This window comes from Sorangium sp. So ce394 (assembly GCF_051474665.1).
Classification (GTDB): Bacteria; Myxococcota_A; Polyangia; order Polyangiales; family Polyangiaceae; genus Sorangium; species Sorangium cellulosum_D.
The window spans coordinates 12,917,263-12,933,968 of the sequence record NZ_CP150339.1 but is presented as its reverse complement, the minus strand read 5'-3'; the positions used below and the strand labels follow the sequence as shown (position 1 = coordinate 12,933,968).

Annotated in this window: 13 protein-coding genes; 4 read left to right on the top strand and 9 right to left on the bottom strand. The window is 75.0% G+C overall.

The features are described from left to right. Positions 1–113 precede the first annotated feature (113 nt). Positions 114–596: a hypothetical protein gene (locus tag WMF33_RS47770; RefSeq protein ID WP_437334797.1), complete on the bottom strand. Its 483-nt coding sequence runs from the start codon at positions 594–596 to the stop codon at positions 114–116. Positions 597–1,036: 440 nt separating this feature from the next. Between WMF33_RS47770 and WMF33_RS47765 the strand changes: the two genes are divergently transcribed. Both WMF33_RS47765 and WMF33_RS47760 read left to right on the top strand, forming a co-directional pair. Beyond that, a complete protein-coding gene (locus tag WMF33_RS47765) occupies positions 1,037–1,270 on the top strand; it encodes a type II toxin-antitoxin system Phd/YefM family antitoxin (RefSeq protein ID WP_437334796.1) in 234 nt (77 codons plus the stop codon). A 1-nt stretch (position 1,271) separates the two neighbouring features. After that, positions 1,272–1,658, top strand: coding sequence for a type II toxin-antitoxin system VapC family toxin (locus WMF33_RS47760; protein WP_437334795.1), 387 nt, complete (start codon positions 1,272–1,274; stop codon positions 1,656–1,658). Positions 1,659–1,848: 190 nt separating this feature from the next. On the opposite strand, the gene WMF33_RS47755 is transcribed toward WMF33_RS47760, so the two are convergent. The 8 genes from WMF33_RS47755 to WMF33_RS47720 form a co-directional block, all read right to left on the bottom strand. After that, on the bottom strand, positions 1,849–3,486 hold the full coding sequence (locus tag WMF33_RS47755) for a hypothetical protein (protein WP_437334794.1): 1,638 nt from the start codon (positions 3,484–3,486) through the stop codon (positions 1,849–1,851). Then, positions 3,462–6,443 (bottom strand): hypothetical protein, encoded by a 2,982-nt coding sequence (locus WMF33_RS47750; protein WP_437334793.1) that lies wholly within the window; start codon positions 6,441–6,443, stop codon positions 3,462–3,464. The genes WMF33_RS47755 and WMF33_RS47750 overlap by 25 nt, the downstream gene beginning before the upstream one ends. A 135-nt stretch (positions 6,444–6,578) precedes the next feature. Continuing rightward, a complete protein-coding gene (locus WMF33_RS47745) occupies positions 6,579–7,010 on the bottom strand; it encodes a hypothetical protein (RefSeq protein WP_437334792.1) in 432 nt (143 codons plus the stop codon). Between the two features lie 278 nt (positions 7,011–7,288). Next, entirely contained in the window at positions 7,289–8,668 is a 1,380-nt protein-coding gene (locus WMF33_RS47740; protein WP_437334791.1) for an SIR2 family protein, read from the bottom strand. 161 nt (positions 8,669–8,829) lie between these two features. After that, the gene (locus WMF33_RS47735) at positions 8,830–9,954 is read right to left on the bottom strand and encodes a hypothetical protein (RefSeq protein WP_437334790.1); all 1,125 of its coding nucleotides are present in this window, start codon (positions 9,952–9,954) and stop codon (positions 8,830–8,832) included. Between the two features lie 319 nt (positions 9,955–10,273). After that, positions 10,274–12,502, bottom strand: a complete 2,229-nt coding sequence (locus tag WMF33_RS47730) for a biotin carboxylase N-terminal domain-containing protein (protein WP_437334789.1) — start codon at positions 12,500–12,502, stop codon at positions 10,274–10,276. Positions 12,503–12,614: 112 nt separating this feature from the next. After that, entirely contained in the window at positions 12,615–13,925 is a 1,311-nt protein-coding gene (locus tag WMF33_RS47725) for a tetratricopeptide repeat protein (protein WP_437334788.1), read from the bottom strand. Next, on the bottom strand, positions 13,922–14,710 hold the full coding sequence (locus WMF33_RS47720; RefSeq protein WP_437334787.1) for an RNA polymerase sigma factor: 789 nt from the start codon (positions 14,708–14,710) through the stop codon (positions 13,922–13,924). The genes WMF33_RS47725 and WMF33_RS47720 overlap by 4 nt, the downstream gene beginning before the upstream one ends. 295 nt (positions 14,711–15,005) lie before the next feature. On the opposite strand from WMF33_RS47720, the gene WMF33_RS47715 reads away from it, so the two are divergent. Both WMF33_RS47715 and WMF33_RS47710 read left to right on the top strand, forming a co-directional pair. Then, entirely contained in the window at positions 15,006–15,227 is a 222-nt protein-coding gene (locus tag WMF33_RS47715) for a hypothetical protein (RefSeq protein ID WP_437334786.1), read from the top strand. A 337-nt stretch (positions 15,228–15,564) separates the two neighbouring features. Next, positions 15,565–16,650, top strand: coding sequence for a hypothetical protein (locus WMF33_RS47710; protein WP_437334785.1), 1,086 nt, complete (start codon positions 15,565–15,567; stop codon positions 16,648–16,650). Positions 16,651–16,706: the final 56 nt, after the last annotated feature.

The following is a 16,706-nucleotide window of genomic DNA, read 5'->3' as shown; positions in this document are numbered from 1 at the left end:
CACAGCGACACGCCAGGTGACGCGGGTACGTCGTCGACGCGGGAGCCTGCGGCTTCAGCGCAGCCGAGCATGGCGGCGGCCGCGGCCGTGAGCCCGCCGGTTGCCCGCTCCTGTCATCGCTGGACTCCCGGAGCCGGCTCTTTGATCTGCGCCGTGACACGAGCTACCGAGCACTCGGGCGGGCAATCCGGACCGTTGGGTCGCTCGACGTCATAGAACGGCGCCACGCGGGTATCCAGGATGACCGCCTGGTCACGCGCCACGCGGAGAGCGACCACCTTCGATCGCACACCGTAGACCGTGACGCCCGCCAGGGAGGAGCCCTTCCCCTGACGGATGCTGCACTCGGCCATGAACTCCTGCTGGCCGGGGCCGGGCAGGGATGCAGAGCAGCGCCGCGTCACGCCGTCCACATCGATCATGAAATGATAGCGACCGGTCGCGACGAGCTCGGGCTCGAACTGGATTTCGAGGTAGTCGCTGCAAGCGGCTTCCGTGCACGCCTTGGTGCCTCCGGGCCGGCACGAAGCCAGCCCGATGAAGAGGATGGCGGCCGTGGCGCGACCGAATCTGCGCGGCGTGGATGTCGACGACATGCGTGTCCTCCTGATGTTCTGAGCACGGCCCGCAGCAGCGCAGCCTCCCCGGAACGCTCATCTACCACCTCCGGCCAAGCCCCGGGCGCTTCCCGCGACGTCCTCCACCACCTCCGGCCAAGCCCCGGGCACTTCCCGCGACGCCCTCGACCACCTCCGGCCAAGCCTCGGGCACTTCCCGCGACGTCCTCCACCACCTCCGGCCAAGCCTCGGGCACTTCCCGCGACGTCCTCCACCACCTCCGGCCAAGCCCCGGGCACTTCCCGCGACGTCCTCCGCCACCTCCGGCGGAGCCCCAGGGACTTCCCGGACGCCGTGGCCGGCCCGGTCCTGGTCGGGCGCTCTTCGCGAAATGAGCGCAGGGATTGCCCCGCGCATCGACATGGACTAACATCTTAGTCCACACTCGCTCCGCCGACCGAGCTCAAGGGGATCCCGGGTGAAGCAAGTCACCATTCATACCGCCAAGACCCACCTCTCGCGCCTCATCGAGGAAGCGTGCGCCGGCGAGGAGATCGTGATCTCTCGTGGCAGCGAGCCGGTGGTTCGCCTCGTCCCAGTAAACGTCCCTGCGCCGGCGCGCGTGTTCGGCAGCATGCGCGGTCGTGCGAAGGTTGACGCGGCCTTCTTCGAGCCGTTACCAGACGATGAGCTCGCTGCGTGGGGGCAGTGAGGTGCGCGCCCTGCTGGATACTCACGCGCTGCTCTGGTGGCTCGACGGCGACGAACGCCTTTCACTCCCGGCGCGGGCCTTTCTCGCCGATGAAAACAATGAAGTCTTGGTGAGCGCGGCAAGCGCCTGGGAAATCGCCACGAAAGCGAGGATCGGAAAGCTCCCCGGAGCTCTCGATGTCGCTGCAGATGTGCTGGAGTGCTTGAAAAGGCAGGGGTTCACACCTCTCAGCATCTCGGTCTCAGATGGGCAGCGCGCCGGAAGCTTACCGGGGCCACACAAGGACCCTTTCGACCGCATGCTCATCGCGCAGGCGCTATCGCTCGATGTCCCGCTGGTTACGAACGAGACGGTCTTCGATCAGTATGGCATTCGCCGGCTCTGGTGACGATAGAGGGCGCGAGGCCACCGGCGTGCCCCGAGTCGATGGCTCGGCCGGCGCGAGCTCGTCCCACCAAGCACTTCCGCGACGTCCTCCACCACCTCCGGTGAAGCCCCAGGCACTTCCCGCTACGTCCTCCACGACACCCGGCCGAGCCCGGCGCACCTGAGGAACCAGCGCCGCTCGGTTCCCGCCCCTACTTGCACCCCAGCCGGCACACCATCGCCGCCGTGTAGGCGCACCCGTGGTCGCCCCAGATCGAAGAGCTCGGCCCCGTGCACCGGAACGCGCACCCGCGTCCGTCCGCGGTCGCCTCGGCCGTCAGCCGGTAGCCTTCCGCGTTGCAGCTCCCCGTCGACGACAGGCAGCTCGACAGCTGCGGCTCGCACTGGTCCACGACGTACCCGGCCGGGCACGTCCAGTCGACGCTCGCCCGCCCGTAGTCCGGCGACCGCCCGGTCTCGGTCGCGATCGGCTCGTGCTTCGAGAAGGTCGGCATCCCCGTCGTGACCTGGAGCGGCACCACGACCGCGCGCTCGCGCGGCACCACCGGGGAGGCCGCGTCCTTGGGCTGCACGACGAACGTGTCGCGCCGCGTCTGCCGCTCGCAGCCGGCCGTCGCGCCCTCCGGCGCCCATGAGAACGTGAGCTCCGCGCTCCCGTGCGCGGGCACCTCGACCGTGCGCTCGCCGTGCGTCACCCGGATGTCGACCTGCGCGCGGTTCGTGAGGAGCGCCTGCGCCGTCCCGGTGGCGCCGTACGGCACCACGCCGAGATCGACCGGCTGCGGCGTGATCTCCGGCTCGGCGAGCGAGAAACGGCACACGTCCGCCACCGGGTAGATCGCGTACGCCAGCGGCACCGCCTTCTTCACCTCGAGGCGCAGCGCGCCGAACGCCTGCCCGCCGCCCTTCGCGCCCGCCACCGGCGCGCCCTCGACGCCCTCGATGGCCAGCTCCCCCACCGAGGTCATCGTGACGCGGCGGTCCCCCGCCTCGATCCGGGCCTTGAACAGGCCGATCGCCGTGCCGTGCGCCTCGCCGGCGGTCACGTCCGTCTCGTAGGCGACCATCGCGCCGCGCTTCACCGCCCCGATGAAGTGCGTCGCGCGGCCGCAAGCGCAGCCGCCGCCCGGCGCCGGCACGACGCTCTCGGTCGGCTCGAAGAACTGCGGGTCCTCGTCCGCGACCAGCGCCATCGCGACCAGCCGCAGCCGGCGCTTGTCGAGCGTCCCGCCGGCGCTGAAGTACGCCGGCAGATCGACGTCGGCCCCCACGAGGACCGAGTCGACGGCGATGCCCACGTAGCGGAAGTCGATCGCGCGCTCGCCCTCGCCAGGCGCCGGCCCGCCCTGCGCCGCCGCGGAGGCCGTGGCGCCCGGCGCCGCCGTCGCGCCCGGCGCCGACGTCGCGCCCGGCGCCGCCGTCGCGCCCGGCGCCGACGTCGCGCCCGCGACCGCCGGCGCAGGCGTCGCCGCCGCCTTTGGCTGGGCGCAGGCGACGCCGACCGGCGAGAACGCCCCCGCCGCGCTCCGCGACAGCCCGCGGCCCGGCACCATCGCGCTCGAGGTGTCGAGCAGGTAGTCGTGCCGCACGTCGCTGAACGCCCGCGCGGCCTCGAGCAGCGCCCCCGCCTGCGAGCAGCCGCCGCCCTTGCAGGCCGGCAGGACCGCCGCGCCAGGCCGGCGCGACGGCGGCGCCGGCACCTCCGGCGGCCCGGGGCAGCCGAGCGCCGAGGCCAGCGCCCCCAGGAGGAGCGCGCCCGCGCGCGCCGGCGCGGCGCGCCCCGGGCGAGCCCGGCCCGCGCCGCTCACGGCCACGCGATCGTCATCCACCGGACGCGCCCCGAGCCGCTCACCGCGTCGTCCGCAAAGAACAGCGACGCGCCGGACCGCCCCGCGAGCGCCGGCGACACGTCCCGCGACGCGCTGCCCGTCAGCCACGCCAGCGGCTTCAGGGGCGGCGCCGCCGCCTCGCCGGGCGCCAGCGTGAAGGCGCTCAGCGCCACCGAGTCCCCCGGCGCCGACGCGAGCACGCCGCGGCAGGCCTTGTCGCACGCGAGCGCGATCGACGACACCGAGGCGCCGTCCGGACCCTCGATCGTCACCGGCGGGCCCTGCATCGCGCCGCCGTTGTCGAGCCGCACCAGCCGCGCGCGCCCGCCCGCCCCGCCGGCCGCGCCCCCGCCGCCGGCCGCCGCGCCCCCGCCGGCCGCCGCGCCGTCGCCTGCAGGCTCGTCGACCCAGCCGACGAGGACCCCGCCCTCGTGCGGCGCGAGCACCGGGCTGCGCGAGTGCTCGGACGACGCGTGGAGCCGCGCCTCGTCGCCGATCCGCTGCAGCGTCTTCGCGTCGAGCCGCGCGAAGAACACGTCGCCGGTCGCCTCGCCGCCCGCCGCGCCGGCCGCGTCGCCCGCCGGCCGCGCGTCCGACCAGACGAGCCACGCCTCCTGGCCGCGCACCGCGATCTGCACCTCGGCCGCGTCGAGCGGCGCGTTCGTGATGCGCCGGTCCGGCGCCGTCCGGTTCAGCGCGCGGTCCACCCGCGCCGCGTACACCTCGGCGTTGCCGTCGCGCGTGTCGACCCACGCGACGATGAAGCCGCCCGCGCCGTCGTAGGCGATCGCCACGTCGGACGCCTCGCTCGCGGCGCCGCCCTGCTTCTTCCGCGGGGCCGTGGTGAGCTTCTTCTGCGCGATCTTCGCGCCGGTCGCGTCGACCTTGGTCACGTAGACCTGCGTCTCGCCCCGCTCGCGCGCGACCCACGCGATCACGCTCTCGGCCTGCGCCGCGCCGCCCTTGCCCTTCGGATCGGCCGGCGCCGGCGGCGCCGTCGCGATGGCGACGCCGCCGAGCGACGACGCCTTCTGCGAGAGGACGTTCAGCTTGCCGAGGCCGCCGGGCGACACGGCGCGCACCGCCAGCGTCGCCGACAGGTCCTGCCCGCGGGGCGCGCCGTCCGACGCCCCCTCCACGAAGTACGTGACCCACGCCGCGAGCGCCGCGCCGCCGTCGAGCTCGGCGGCCGCCACCTTGGCGAGCGGGTCGCCCTCGGCGAGCGCGCGCACCGCGGTCGCGCGCGGCGGCGGATCCCGGTCCTCCCGGAACGCGGGCGCGCGCCACGCGCTCTCCCGCACCGGCAGCGACACGAGCGCGAGCGGCGCCCGCGCGCCCACCGCGCCCGCCGCGCCCGCCGCCTTGGCGGCGCCGCCCTGCTGCGCGCCGCCCTGCTGCGCGCCGCCCTGCTGCGCGCCGGCCCCGGCCGCCGCGCTCGCCAGCGTCACGCACGCGCCCTTGTGGCAGCTCAGCCCGCGCACGAGGTACGGCACGCCGCCCGTCGCCGCGAACGGCGCGGCGCGCACCGGCTCCGCCGCCCGCACCGAGAGATCCGGGCCGAAGCGCACGAACGTCGGCCAGATCGGCGGCGCGGCCGCCGGGTCGCGGGCGGCCTTGAGCGTCGCCGGCGCGAGCGTCACCGCGGCGAAGCCATCGCCGTCGGCCGTGAGGTCCGGCGGCCCGCTCGCGCTGAAGACGAGCGCCGCCCGCTCCACGCCCAGCGCGCCGTCCGGTCCGACCGACGCCAGGTGGATGAGGCGCCCCGCCCCGCCGACCTCCGCGCCGCCGTCGCCGCCGCGGGGGCGCAAGACGTCCTCCCACGCGAGCAGCGCCCGCCCGCCCGCCCCGGCGGGCGGCGCGACGAGCGACACGAGCGCCTGCTCGCCGGACGGCGGCGTCGCCTGCCGCGGCGCGACGACCACCTTGCCGCCCGGCTCGGCCGCCGCGAGGTACACGGCGCTGTCGATGTCCCGCTCGTCGGTCCAGCTGAGCAGGTAGCGCCCGCCGACCTCGGCGATCTCGAGATCGATCTGCGCGGTCGGCTCGGGGCTGACGGCCACCGGCGCCGAGACCTTCCCGGCCGCGTCGATCTCCAGGAGCGAGACGGAGCCGAGCTTCGCGGTCTCGGCGACGTCGTCCGCGTCCGCCTTGCGCGCGGCCTTGCCCTGGGCCCTGGGCGGCGGCGCGGCCGGCGGGAGCACGAGGGCGACCGCCGCGCCGCGCTCGGTGGCGACCGCGTTCCACCCGAGCACCCCGCGCGCGACCGACGCGGGCGCCGTCGGCTTGATCGCGGCGCCCTTGTCCTGCGCGAGGACGGTCATCACCACGTCCACGCGGTCCTCGCGCGGCATCTCCCACAGCACGAGCGCCCCCTTCGCGTTCGGGAGCACGTCGAGCCACGTGATCTCCTCGGCCGTCTGCGCGACCGCGCTCGCCGGGGCGACCGGCTTGCCGGCCGGGTCGAGCGCGAGCGCGCGCACCGCGCGGCTCCCGCCGATCTGCTCGATCCACGCGGCGATGTAGCCCTGCGGCCCGGCGCGGAGCGCGGCGACGGGCACGTCGGCGGCGGCAGGCCCGGCGTCGACGACGTCCCCCCGCGGCGCGCCGTCCGCGCCGATGACGCGGGTCCTCCACCTGCCGCCCGCCGCGTAGAGCAGGAGCGCCTCGTCGCCGCGCCGGGCGAAGTAGGGCGTCGCGTCCTCGTCCTCGAGCTCCGCGACCACCTGGGCCGGCAAGAGCGGCGGCCCCTCCGGCGCCTTCGGCTGCGCGGGCGGCGTCTTGACGACGCGCGCCGGCCGCGCGGCGGGGGCCTGCGTGGCGCCGGAGCACCCGAGCAGCAGCGCGAGCGCGGCGCCGAGCAGCGCCGGCGCGCGGCGACGGAGCGCGGCGCCGCGCAGGCGGCCTGCGTCGCGCTGCGGGCCGCGTCGAACCGAGGGGAGAGCACTGCGGACGAGCATGGCGGCGACCATGCCAGAAGCGATGAGCCCCCGCTACAGGGCGCCGCTCGTCGACGTCGCGCGGCGCGCACGCCCCGGTCGCACGCCCTCGCGGGCGGGGCGTCCGGGGCCGCGCGGCGCTGGGACGCAAGAGCGCTAGAACGCGAGCAGCCGCCCGAGCAGCGACCTGTACCTGCGCAGGGCGAGCCGGAGCTCCTCCGTCGACGCCTCCGGCTGCCCGGGCGCTCCGTCGATCAGGCGTTGCAGCTCGCCGCGCTCCTCGCGGAAGCTCTGCGCGACCCGCTGGATCACCTCGGCCAGGAGCGCGTCGGCCTGCTCGACCGACAGGCGCGGCGCCTCGATGAAGCCCGCCTGGATCGCGCTCCAGCGCTCGGACAGCTCGCGCGCCTCCTCCGGCGTGAGCACGGGCGAGCGCTCCGGCCAGGGCTCTCCGGTAGGTCCGCCGCACGCCGTGTAGACGGCCGGTTGCCGGCGCGACTCCGGCGGAGGCTCCTCGTCCGCGATCCGCGCCTCGGGCTGGCTGCTCTCGCGCGCCGTCACCATCCGCTCTCTGTGCAATGGGCTCACGATGGCCACCTCTCCGCTCGTTCGCGTGGTCCGCCCCGTGGGCCAAGCAAGCCGCATGCGCGTCGCGGCGTGCGTCCGCGCCCGCCGCGGGCCGCAGCGCGGCAAGGCCAGAGGCCCAGAAGAGCCCGAGAAAACCCCGAGAGCCCGGGCTGGCGAGGCCGCCCGGCCCGCCTCGCCCGGGCGCGCGCCGCGGCGATCCCTCACGAGGCGAGGAGGCGGAAGAGTGCGGAATACGCGCGCTCCGCGGCGGAGCCGCCGCCCGGGCGAGGGCGCCCGGCTCACCGGAGCGAGGCGCGCAGCTTCGTCACCACCGCGCGGATCTCCCGCGCTACCTGGAGGAACGCCTCATCCTCGTCCGACCACTTGCTCACGGGCTTCTTGTCCCGCGGCACCGCCTGGAGCTCGGCGAAGCGCGTCGTCTCCCAGTCGCAGGGGCGGAGCAGGATCGGCACGACCGCGGCCTGCCCGGCGGCGCGCCGCTCCATGGCGCGCGCCACCTGCGCGTCGCCCTGCTCGGACGCGAGGTAGCTCGCGCTCACGAGGAGCAGGATCAGATCGGCCGCCTCGAGCTGCTCGCCGATCGCGCGCTCCAGGTCCTCGCCCGCGCCGATCTTCCCGCTGTGCCACGGCGCGATCAGCCCCTCGCGCTTGAGCGGGCTCATGTGCGCCTCGAGGCGCGCGAGCAGCTCCTCGTCGCGCGACGCGTAGGAGAAGAAGACGCGCACCGGCCGCGCCTTGGCGGGGTGCGTGTTCGCCGGCGGGACCGCGGTCGGGTGCGCGCTCGACGCCGGCTGCGGCGCCGGCGCGGGCGTCGCGACGCGCGGCGGCGGCGGCGGCTGCGCCGGCGCGGCGGCCGGCTCCAGGCCGAGGAGGAGCTGCGCGACCTCGGCGTGATCGCCGGCCTGGTTCTCGTAGACGATGAGCCGGATGCCCGACTCCTCGAGCAGCCGGCGGCGGAACGGGGGCACGCCCTTCGGGAGCAGCGCGAAATGCATGGGCGGCTGGCCGCCCGCGAGGGCGCGCACGCGGGCGAGCGTCTGGTCGATGTTGTCGTCGGCGAGGCCGAAGCCCACGAACAGGATGGAGTGCGTGCGGTAGAGGGCTCCGAACGCGTCCTGCAGGAGCGGCGAGCCGAAGATCGCCCGGTCGTACTGGTCGCGCGAGAACACCCAGGTGTCCCACGCGCGCAGCGTGCCGTGCAGCTTCAGGATGAAGCGCCTGTCCATGGCGATGTCGGCCGTCGGCCGGTCGACCATGCGCCACTCGCCCTGGAACGCGCGCTCCAGGAAGCGATCGATGTTGGTGGTGAGCACCGCCTTGAGCCTCGGCTTGAGCGCGGCGATCGCCTGCGCGACCTCGGGCACCTCGCGGCCGGTGTCGTCGAGCTCCTTGTCGACGGTCCAGTTGAAGTCCTGCGGCCCGAGCGCGAGCTTCGCGGCGGAGAGCGCGTTGATGAGCTGGTTCGAGGCGATGTACTGCTGGATCTCGTCGACCACCGCGGGGTCGGCGCCCTTCCTCCGCGCGCGGTCGCGCAGCCGCTCGGCGAGCTGCTTCCAGGTCGGCATGCCCGCCGCGGCCGACACGCCCGCGCCGGCGAAGACGATCAGGTTCCCTGACGCGTAGCGCTCGCGCAGCTGCTCGAGGATCTCGTCATCCATCGACGAGCACGATACCGCGGATCCGCGCCCGCAGGCGGCGCGGCGCCGCGGCGGCGAGGCGCGCATCTCTCCTCACCGCCGCGGGGCGGAGCGCCTGCCGCTCTCGCCGCCGCGGCGCCGCGCCCCTCTCCTCACCGCCGCGGGGGAGCGCGCCCCTCTGCTCACCGCGGCGGCGAGGAGCGCCGCTCCGTGGCGAGCGACAGGCCGACCCCCAGCCAGACCCCCTCGACGGCGCCCGCGGCGCCGCCTTCAGCCTCGTACGGCGCCGGCCGAAGCACCACCCCGGGGTCCAGCGTGAGCCCGAGCCACAGGGGGCCGCCCAGCCGGGTCTCCACGCCGAGCCCGAGGCCGGCGCGGGCGGACCAGGTGTCGCGCTCGCCCGCGATGCCGTCGACGGAAGCGGCGGCCGGCAGCCGGACCGAGGCGACCGAGGCGGCGGCGCCGATCGACAGGCGCCACGAGGCGGCGAGCCAGAACCGGTAGTCGCCCGAGAAGCCGCCCTCGAGCCAGCGCAGCGTCTCGCCGCCGGACGGGGTGGCCAGCAGGCGGGCGAACAGCGACTCGGTGAGCCGCAGGCGCCGCAGGCCGAGCGTCAGGCCGGCGCCGCCGAGCACGTGCGGCCCGCCCGAGACGACCGCCGCGTAAGGTCCGGCCGAGACGGACAGCGCGTCGAGATCGCGCGAGGCGAGCTCGACCTCGTCCGGGGTGGGGCGCCGCGGCGGCGGCGGCCGCCGCGGGGCGCGCGCGCGGCGCATCTCGGTGAGGATCATCTCGGAGGCGGCGATCGCGACGAGGCGCGCGGCGACGTCCGAGGTGAGGCCGGAGACGGCGATCTGCCGCCGCACGACCGCGCGGCCGTCGAGGCGCACCTGGATCTCGAGGCGGGCGGCGGTGGGCCGGTCGACCCACACGTTCGCCACGCGGTCGCCGAGCGGGCCGACCGGCTCGGCGGCGAGCGCCGCGCCGTCCGGGAGCTCGATCTCGAGCAGGCGCCGCACGCGGACGCTCGAGACCTCCTCCGCCGCGCCGCGCGACAGCGCGACGCGCACCTCGATGGGCGCAGCCGCGGCGGGCAGCTGCGGCGCGCTCGGCGCAGGGGCCGAGCCGCTGCTCGCCACGAACGCCCGCGGCTCGGCCGCCGCGGCGGGGGCGGCGGAGCCCAGCACGAGGGCGAGCGCGACGAGGGCGCGCGCGCGCGGATCCCGGCGCGGGGCGCGCGCCGGGGACAGGCGGCGGAGGCCCTCCCGCTGCGACCGCGGCCGCGCCGGAGATGATCCGCTGGGCATCCTCGCACCGGCCATCGGGGTACTTGGCCACATACCCCGTTGCGGTCTGAATTGCCTCTATCTTGTCGACCGCGACCGCCTCACCCAGGCCGCGGTTGCCGGACGACACCACCGCGGCGCCGCCCTCGAACGAGGGCGACGGCGCGCGCTCGTAATATTTCGCTGCCAGCGCTTTCGTCGCGTCGTGTCTCGCGCCGAGCCTCCGGGGCCCCACCGCGCACGGCGGTCCACCGGCTGGGTGCTTCGGCGCTTCCGGATCGGACTGGCCGCCATCTCCTCGCGACGCCGCCCGCCGCCCGATCGCGGCGACCTCCCCGGGCTACGCCTCTTCGCGGAACGCGGCCACGACCCAGTTCACGTGGCGGCCTCGATCGTCGAAGCTCGAATGGCGCTTGAACAGCGGCAGCCTCAGGATCCGCACGTGATCCTGGAGGTTCGTCTTGAACGGCGAGCCCGCGATCGGCGTCCCATCGGGGCGCACCTGCCGCCCCTCGATCTTCATCTTCTTCAGCACCTCGAGGGACGCGAGCCGCAAGAGCTCATAGGCCTTGTCCGGGTCCTTGCTGCTCACCGACACGATGAGCTTGCCGAACGTGGGGTCCTTGTTGACCAGGACGTCCCCGGCCTCGAAGCCGCAGTCGAACCGGATCTTCAGGTCGGTGAGGCCCTTGTCCTCGAGCGCCTCGCGGATCGCGCCGGCGTCGGGGAGCACGATGCGGTCGAAGATGCCGGCGTTCGGCAGGAACAGCCCCTTCCCGCCGTCTCGCGAGTCCCTGAGATCCGGATTCCAGCTCTCCGCGTTGATGCGGAACTCGCGGCTGCAGTGCGTCTGCACCACCTGCTCTTGCTCGAAGTCGATGGCCTGCCCGTCCGCGATGCGCATCTGCCACGCGACGAGGTTCACGGGGACGCGGCTCCGCTTCCGCTTGATGGCGTAGCTCTCCTCGCTGACGGGGTGCTCCACCTGGATGCGCGTGTTCATCTCCAGGAAGTAGAACTTCCCGTCCTTGAACATCAGCTCCACGGTCCCCGCGCCCACGTAGCCGACCCGCTCCGCGATCTGCACGGCGAGCCCGCAGATCCGCTCCTCGAGGCCGGGGTACCGCCGGAGCAGGGCCGGCGGCGCCTCTTCCTGGATCTTCTGGCTGGCGCGCTGCTCGCTGCAGTCGCGCATGCCGAAGTGCCGCGTGTTGCCGTAGCGATCCCGCAGCACCTGCACCTCCAGGTGGATCGTCTCCGGGATGTTCTGCTCGAACATCACGCCCGGCTGCCAGTTGTACGCCTTGATCTCGCCGAGGACCTTCTGGATGGCCTGGGGCACCTGCTCCGCGGTCGGGATGACCGCCTGCCCGCGCCCCCCGCCGCCGTTCGCGGCCTTGAGGCGCCCCGGGAAGGTGAAGCGCCCGGCGGCGTGCGTCTCCACGATGGTCCGCTGGATCTCGTCGGGATCGTCGCTGTCGATGACGAGGCCCGGCGTCACCGCCGTCGCGTCGAACGCCTGGGCCATCAGGCGGAATTTCCGCTTGTCGCCGGCGTTCTCCACGACGTCCTGCATCGGACCGATGAAGACGATGTTCTTCTGGCGGAAGTGCCGTATCGCCGCGGCGTTCTCCGCGAGCGGGCCGTACCCGGGGTAGAGGCCCGCGCGCGAGAGCTCCTCTTCCCAGTCGTCCCCGAAGCGCCGCTCGAACTCGGCCCTCACCTTGTCCGCGATCTGGACATAGTTCGCGTAGCTCTCGCGGAAGCTCCCCTCGAGGCCCACCGCGAACCCGCCGCCCTCGCGCGCGATCCGCACCTGCAGCGCGTTCTCGTCGTCCTTCAGGCTGTAGAGGACCACGGGGACCTTGCCGAGCGCGATCGCCTCGCGCGTCGCCCGCACGCCCATCTCCCCCTTGTCCGCCACGAGGACGTACTTGAGCTGGCCCGCGCTCACCGTCGTGGCGGGGTAGCTGTCCAGCCGGTGCACGGCGGCGTAGAGCAGATCCAGCGCCTGCGCGTCGTCCCGCTGGAGCTCTCCGGCCCGGGAGCGCAGGAGCTCCGCCGCCTGATCGCGCAGCGAGGGCTCGTCCTGCTCCAGGATCAGGAACTTGAGGAAGCGCTCCTCCTCGAAGTCGCGGCGCTTCAGCGCCCGGAGCAGCCCGCCCTCCAGGTACCGGGCGAACCCGGCGCGGTCCTCGGGCGTGATCGACGCGCGCGCCTCCCGGATCCGGGACAAGAGGCCCTCCGCCGCCGACAGCAGCTCCTTCACCCGCTCGTCGCCGAGGAGCTCCCGGCGCAGCGCCGCCTCCAGCGCGCGCTGCCAGCCGAAGTGCTCTCTCCACACCTCGCCGTTGGCGATCAGGTACCGCAGCCCGAGGAGGCGGTGCGCGTCCTTGCCGCCGGCCAGCGTGCCGAGGTCGAGCAGCGAGAACCCCGGGAGGCCCATCGCCGTGGTGAACGCCTCCATCGAGGAGACGTAGCCGCCTCGTGGCAACACCAGCTTCCACGACGGGAGAGCCAGAACGTCCTTGCGAGCGGGGAGGGAGCTGGTGCGGACGGCGGTGGTCATCCTAAGCGGTTCTCCGGCGCAGCAAGCAAGCGCAGAGCCGTTACGGGATGTCAAGCCTGTCGGTCGGAGAGCCGGGGCCGCCGAGCGCCGCTCGGGGACCGGCGCGCGCGGATCACGGCGTGGGGCTCGCGTCGGGGGCGGGCGGAGGCTGGGGCGGCGCGGCCTCCTCCTCGCCCTCCTCGGCCGCCGCGTCGCCCGAGACGAGCCGCTGGACGTCCTCGCACCGGCCGTCCGGGTACTTGGCCACGTACTCCTTGGCCATCTGCGAGGCCTCTTCCTTGCGCCCGGCGACGAGCTCGGTGCGGATGCGCTTGCAGAACGAGTCCTCCGCGAGGTTGCCCTCGGGCGACAGCGAGCGCGCCTGGTCCAGATACTTCGCCGCCTGCGCCTGATCGCCCATGCTGGCGTAGAGGTCGCCGAGCTTGTAGGCCGCGATCGGCGCGTACGCGTCGGTCGGGAAGCTCTCGACGACGCGCGCGAAGGCGCGCATCGCCGCGGAGAGATCGCCGCCCTTCGCGCGCAGGAGATCGCTGAGGTCCATCAGCTCCCTCGCCGTCTTCGCGGAGGCGATGGCGCCGTCGACGCCGCCGCTCTGCTGCTTCAGGCTCTGCAGCGCCTCGGCGACGTTGCCCGCGTTGTACCGCGCGCGCCAGTCGGGCGCGGCGGCCGGCGCCGCGGCCGCCGGCGCGTCGGACGGCGGCGCGACCGGCGCCACCTCCGCGCTCGAGCGCGGCAGCGACGCCACGCGGGCGCGCCGGGGCTCCTCCGGCGGCGCCACCACCGCCGTGGGCTGCCGGATCGGCACGCCCTCCTCGGCGTCGCCGCGCCCGAGCTCCCGCGAGCCGGCCGGCGACGTGAGCTTGACCGACCCGTCCGCGACGTTGACGTCGATGTCGTCGACGTTGTGCCTCACGCGCAGCACGCTGCCCGCCGCCGCCGCGAGCCGGGCCTCCCCGGCCACGATCGAGAGCGCCGCCGTGCGCGTCCCGCTCACGGTGTCGAGCCACGCCTCGCCCTGCACGAGCCGCAGCGTCAGCGCGCCGCCGTCCGCCTGCTCGACCTCGACGGTGGTGCCCGCCGTGAGCGAGATCGTCCCGCCGCCCGGCAGCTGGAAGGTGCGCCCCCGCGAGCCCGCGGCGAACACGTCGACCAGCGACGGCACGTCGTCGGTCGGCGCCACGGCGGTGAGCGGCGTCGCGGCCCGCTCGTCGCTCCAGATCGCCTTGCCCAGCCACAGGCCGCCGGCGAACGCCGAGAGCGCCGCCGCCGCGAGCATCGCGGCCACGCCCGCGCGGCGCGGCGACGACGGCTCGCGCGCCGCGAGGTCGTGCTCGATGCGGTCCCAGACGCGCGCGATCCGCTCTTCGGTCGCGTGGTCGCGCAGATCTGCCGGAGCGATCCGGGGTAGCCCTCGCCGGCTCATGATGACGCCTCGCTGTTGGTGGGATCCACAAAATGACCGTCGAGGAAGTGTTGCGCCCGTGAAATCCGCCGCTTGACCGTGGCCAGCGAGCAGTCGGTCATCTGCGCGACCGTCTCGAGATCGTGCCCCTCGACCGAGCGGAGGATCCACGCGATCCGGTCGTCGGCCGGCAGCGTCTGGAGCAGGGCGTAGATCTGCGCGATCTGCGCGCGCGCGTGGGGAGAGGCGGCCGGGCTCGCGAGCGCGTCGAGATCGACCGGCTCGCTCGACTTGCCCATCCCGAGCATCCCGAGCAGCCGCGTGCGCCGCATCCGCGAGCGGACCTTGTGGACGACGATCGAGCCGAGCCAGGCGCGGAAGGCCGCGGGGTCCACGAGGTCGCCGAGGCGCTCGAAGGCGCGGAGGAAGGCGTCGTGCACGATGTCCTCCACGTCGCGCGCCGAGCCCTCGATGCGCGTCGCGAGGTGGATGGCGAAGGCCGCGTGCCGCCGGTAGAGCTGCTCGAGCGCGCCCACGTCCCCGCGCGCGCCGAGCACCACGAGCTGCGCGTCCGGCAGCTCCGTAAGGCCTCCCCCCCGCTCCGCCGGCGCGCCCGCGACGGCGCCCCGCCTGTCCGCGGCATTCCCAGCGCGCGCGCCCCCGGACCGGACATCGCTCCGGCCGCGCTCCTCCGGGGCGAAGGCGGGGCCGGCCTCGCCCACGTCCGCCTGAGCCTCCGCAGCCGGGGCGGCCGGGACGACCGGTTCGACAAGGCGCAGGCGCCCTCGCTGGGGTCTCAGAGCCATGGGTTCGTGTACCTGAAAAGGAGCAGCCTGGGTGTTCGAGCCGCCGTGCGGGAACCGGCCCCTGGGCCGACGCGGCGCGCCGCGCCCCGGTCTCCTGTCCGGGGCAGCGTCGGGAGAGCCCCGAGCCTCCCACAGTTTTCTAGACGCCTGGTGGGGCCCGGGCGGCTCATCGAAAAAACTGTGAGCCGTTCTGTCCCCCTGCGGCGTCTGGGTGGGTGGCCGCCGGATTTGGACTGCGGCTCCTACGTTTGCTGGTTGGGGGTGGCCTCGCCGCCCCGTTTTTCGGAGGATTCCCATGAACAAGCTCGTTCTTGCGCTCGTCGCCGTGTCCGTCTCGTCCCTCGCCGTTGCCTGCGGCGGCAGCGCCCCGGCCGCGAGCGACCCGTCGGCGGCCCCGGCGTCGACCGACGCGGCCCCCGCCTCGACCGAGACGGCGCCCGCGGCGACCCCGGAGGCGGCGCCCTCGGCTCCGGCCGATCCGGCGGCGGCGAACCCGGCCGAGGCTCCCAAGCAGTGAGCCCTCTGCGCGGCGCGTCGCTTCCTTCGTGAAGCGCGCGCTGCGGAGCGCTTTGGGCGGCGCCTCTCCGGAGGTGCCGCCCTCTTTCATTTTGTGCCCTTGTGCCGCGCGGCTCCGCCCCGGCCCATCCGACCGCGCCGCCGGGCCAGCAGCTCGCCGCCCGCCGTCATCGCCCCGATCGCGCGGCGAAACGCGGCGCGCCCGTGCTTTGCCCCCATCGCGCGGGCGCTCTCCAGGTATGTTCCGTCCGCACGCCGTCGGCGGACGGCTCAGCGCGGCGCAGCCGCGGACCGCTCCCGCGCCTCCTTACAACCCGATCTCGCATGGGGCCGATCGTATGGGTACCACTAGCCGGCTGAGCTTCCTGCTGCGGTCCGGGCGGCATCGCCCTGGCCTCTTCTTCTCCGCGCGCGCGCTCGCGTGGTCGGCGCTCGTCGCCGCCGCGGGGGCCGGGCTCGGGGCGGGCTGCGGCCGCACCGAGGCATGGGACGATCCCGGCCCGTCCGGCGGCTGGCCCTCGGCGGCGTGCGGCGACGGCGTCTGCGACGGCGCGGAGGACTGCGGGAGCTGCGCCCCGGACTGCGGCCTCTGCCAGGGGTGCGGCGACGGCGCCTGCGACGGCGCCGAGTCGTGCGCGAGCTGCTCGAGCGACTGCGGCGTCTGCGGGGCGTGCGGCGACGGCGCCTGCGCCGCCCCCGAGAACTGCGGCAACTGCGCCTCGGACTGCGGCCTCTGCCCGAGCTGCGGCGACGGCGCCTGCGACGAGGCGAGCGAGTCGTGCGCGAGCTGTCCGAACGACTGCGGCCCGTGTCCCAGCTGCGGCGACGGCGCGTGCGGCGGCGCCGACACGTGCCTCACGTGCCCGGCCGACTGCGGCGTGTGCGACGGCTGCGGCGACGGCCGCTGCGCGGCGCCGGAGGACTGCTCCTCGTGCGCCCCCGACTGCGGCGCCTGCGCATCCTGCGGCAACGGGGTGTGCAACGTCGGGCTCGAGAGCTGCTTCTCGTGCCCCGCGGACTGCGGCGCCTGCGCCTCCTGCGGCGACGGCGCCTGCTCGGGGACGGAGACGTGCGCGTCGTGCCAGCGCGACTGCGGCGTGTGCTCGGTGTGCCCGAACGGCGTCTGCGAGAGCTTCGAGACGTGCTCCAACTGTCCGGCGGACTGCGGCGCGTGCGAGCCCGCGGACTGCCTGGAGGTGATCACCTGCGCCTCCCGGTGCATCGATCTCGCGCAGTCGCCCCCCGCCTTCAGCCTGGCGTGCGTCTCGAGCTGCGTGTCGCGGGGCTGCGCCGACGTCCAGTTCTTCGTCGATCAGGTCATGACGTGCGCCCTCCCGTTGCTCCCCGTCTGCAACGGCGACTTCGACTGCATCCAGGAGGAGTGCGCCGTCGAGGTCGCGGCCTGCATCGGGGCGACCTGCTGACCGGCTCCCGGAGGCCGGCGCGGGCGCCCGCGCCGCCCCCGCCGCGCCTCGATCGC

Excerpts from the sequence above, each read along its gene's own strand:
- WMF33_RS47770 (WP_437334797.1), bottom strand. The coding sequence starts at position 596 with ATGTCGTCGACATCCACGCCGCGCAGATTCGGTCGCGCCACGGCCGCC.
- WMF33_RS47750 (WP_437334793.1), bottom strand. The coding sequence starts at position 6,443 with ATGCTCGTCCGCAGTGCTCTCCCCTCGGTTCGACGCGGCCCGCAGCGC.
- WMF33_RS47740 (WP_437334791.1), bottom strand. The coding sequence starts at position 8,668 with ATGGATGACGAGATCCTCGAGCAGCTGCGCGAGCGCTACGCGTCAGGG.
- WMF33_RS47735 (WP_437334790.1), bottom strand. The coding sequence starts at position 9,954 with ATGCCCAGCGGATCATCTCCGGCGCGGCCGCGGTCGCAGCGGGAGGGC.
- WMF33_RS47730 (WP_437334789.1), bottom strand. The coding sequence starts at position 12,502 with ATGACCACCGCCGTCCGCACCAGCTCCCTCCCCGCTCGCAAGGACGTT.
- WMF33_RS47725 (WP_437334788.1), bottom strand. The coding sequence starts at position 13,925 with ATGAGCCGGCGAGGGCTACCCCGGATCGCTCCGGCAGATCTGCGCGAC.
- WMF33_RS47720 (WP_437334787.1), bottom strand. The coding sequence starts at position 14,710 with ATGGCTCTGAGACCCCAGCGAGGGCGCCTGCGCCTTGTCGAACCGGTC.
- WMF33_RS47715 (WP_437334786.1), top strand. The coding sequence starts at position 15,006 with ATGAACAAGCTCGTTCTTGCGCTCGTCGCCGTGTCCGTCTCGTCCCTC.
- WMF33_RS47710 (WP_437334785.1), top strand. The coding sequence starts at position 15,565 with ATGGGTACCACTAGCCGGCTGAGCTTCCTGCTGCGGTCCGGGCGGCAT.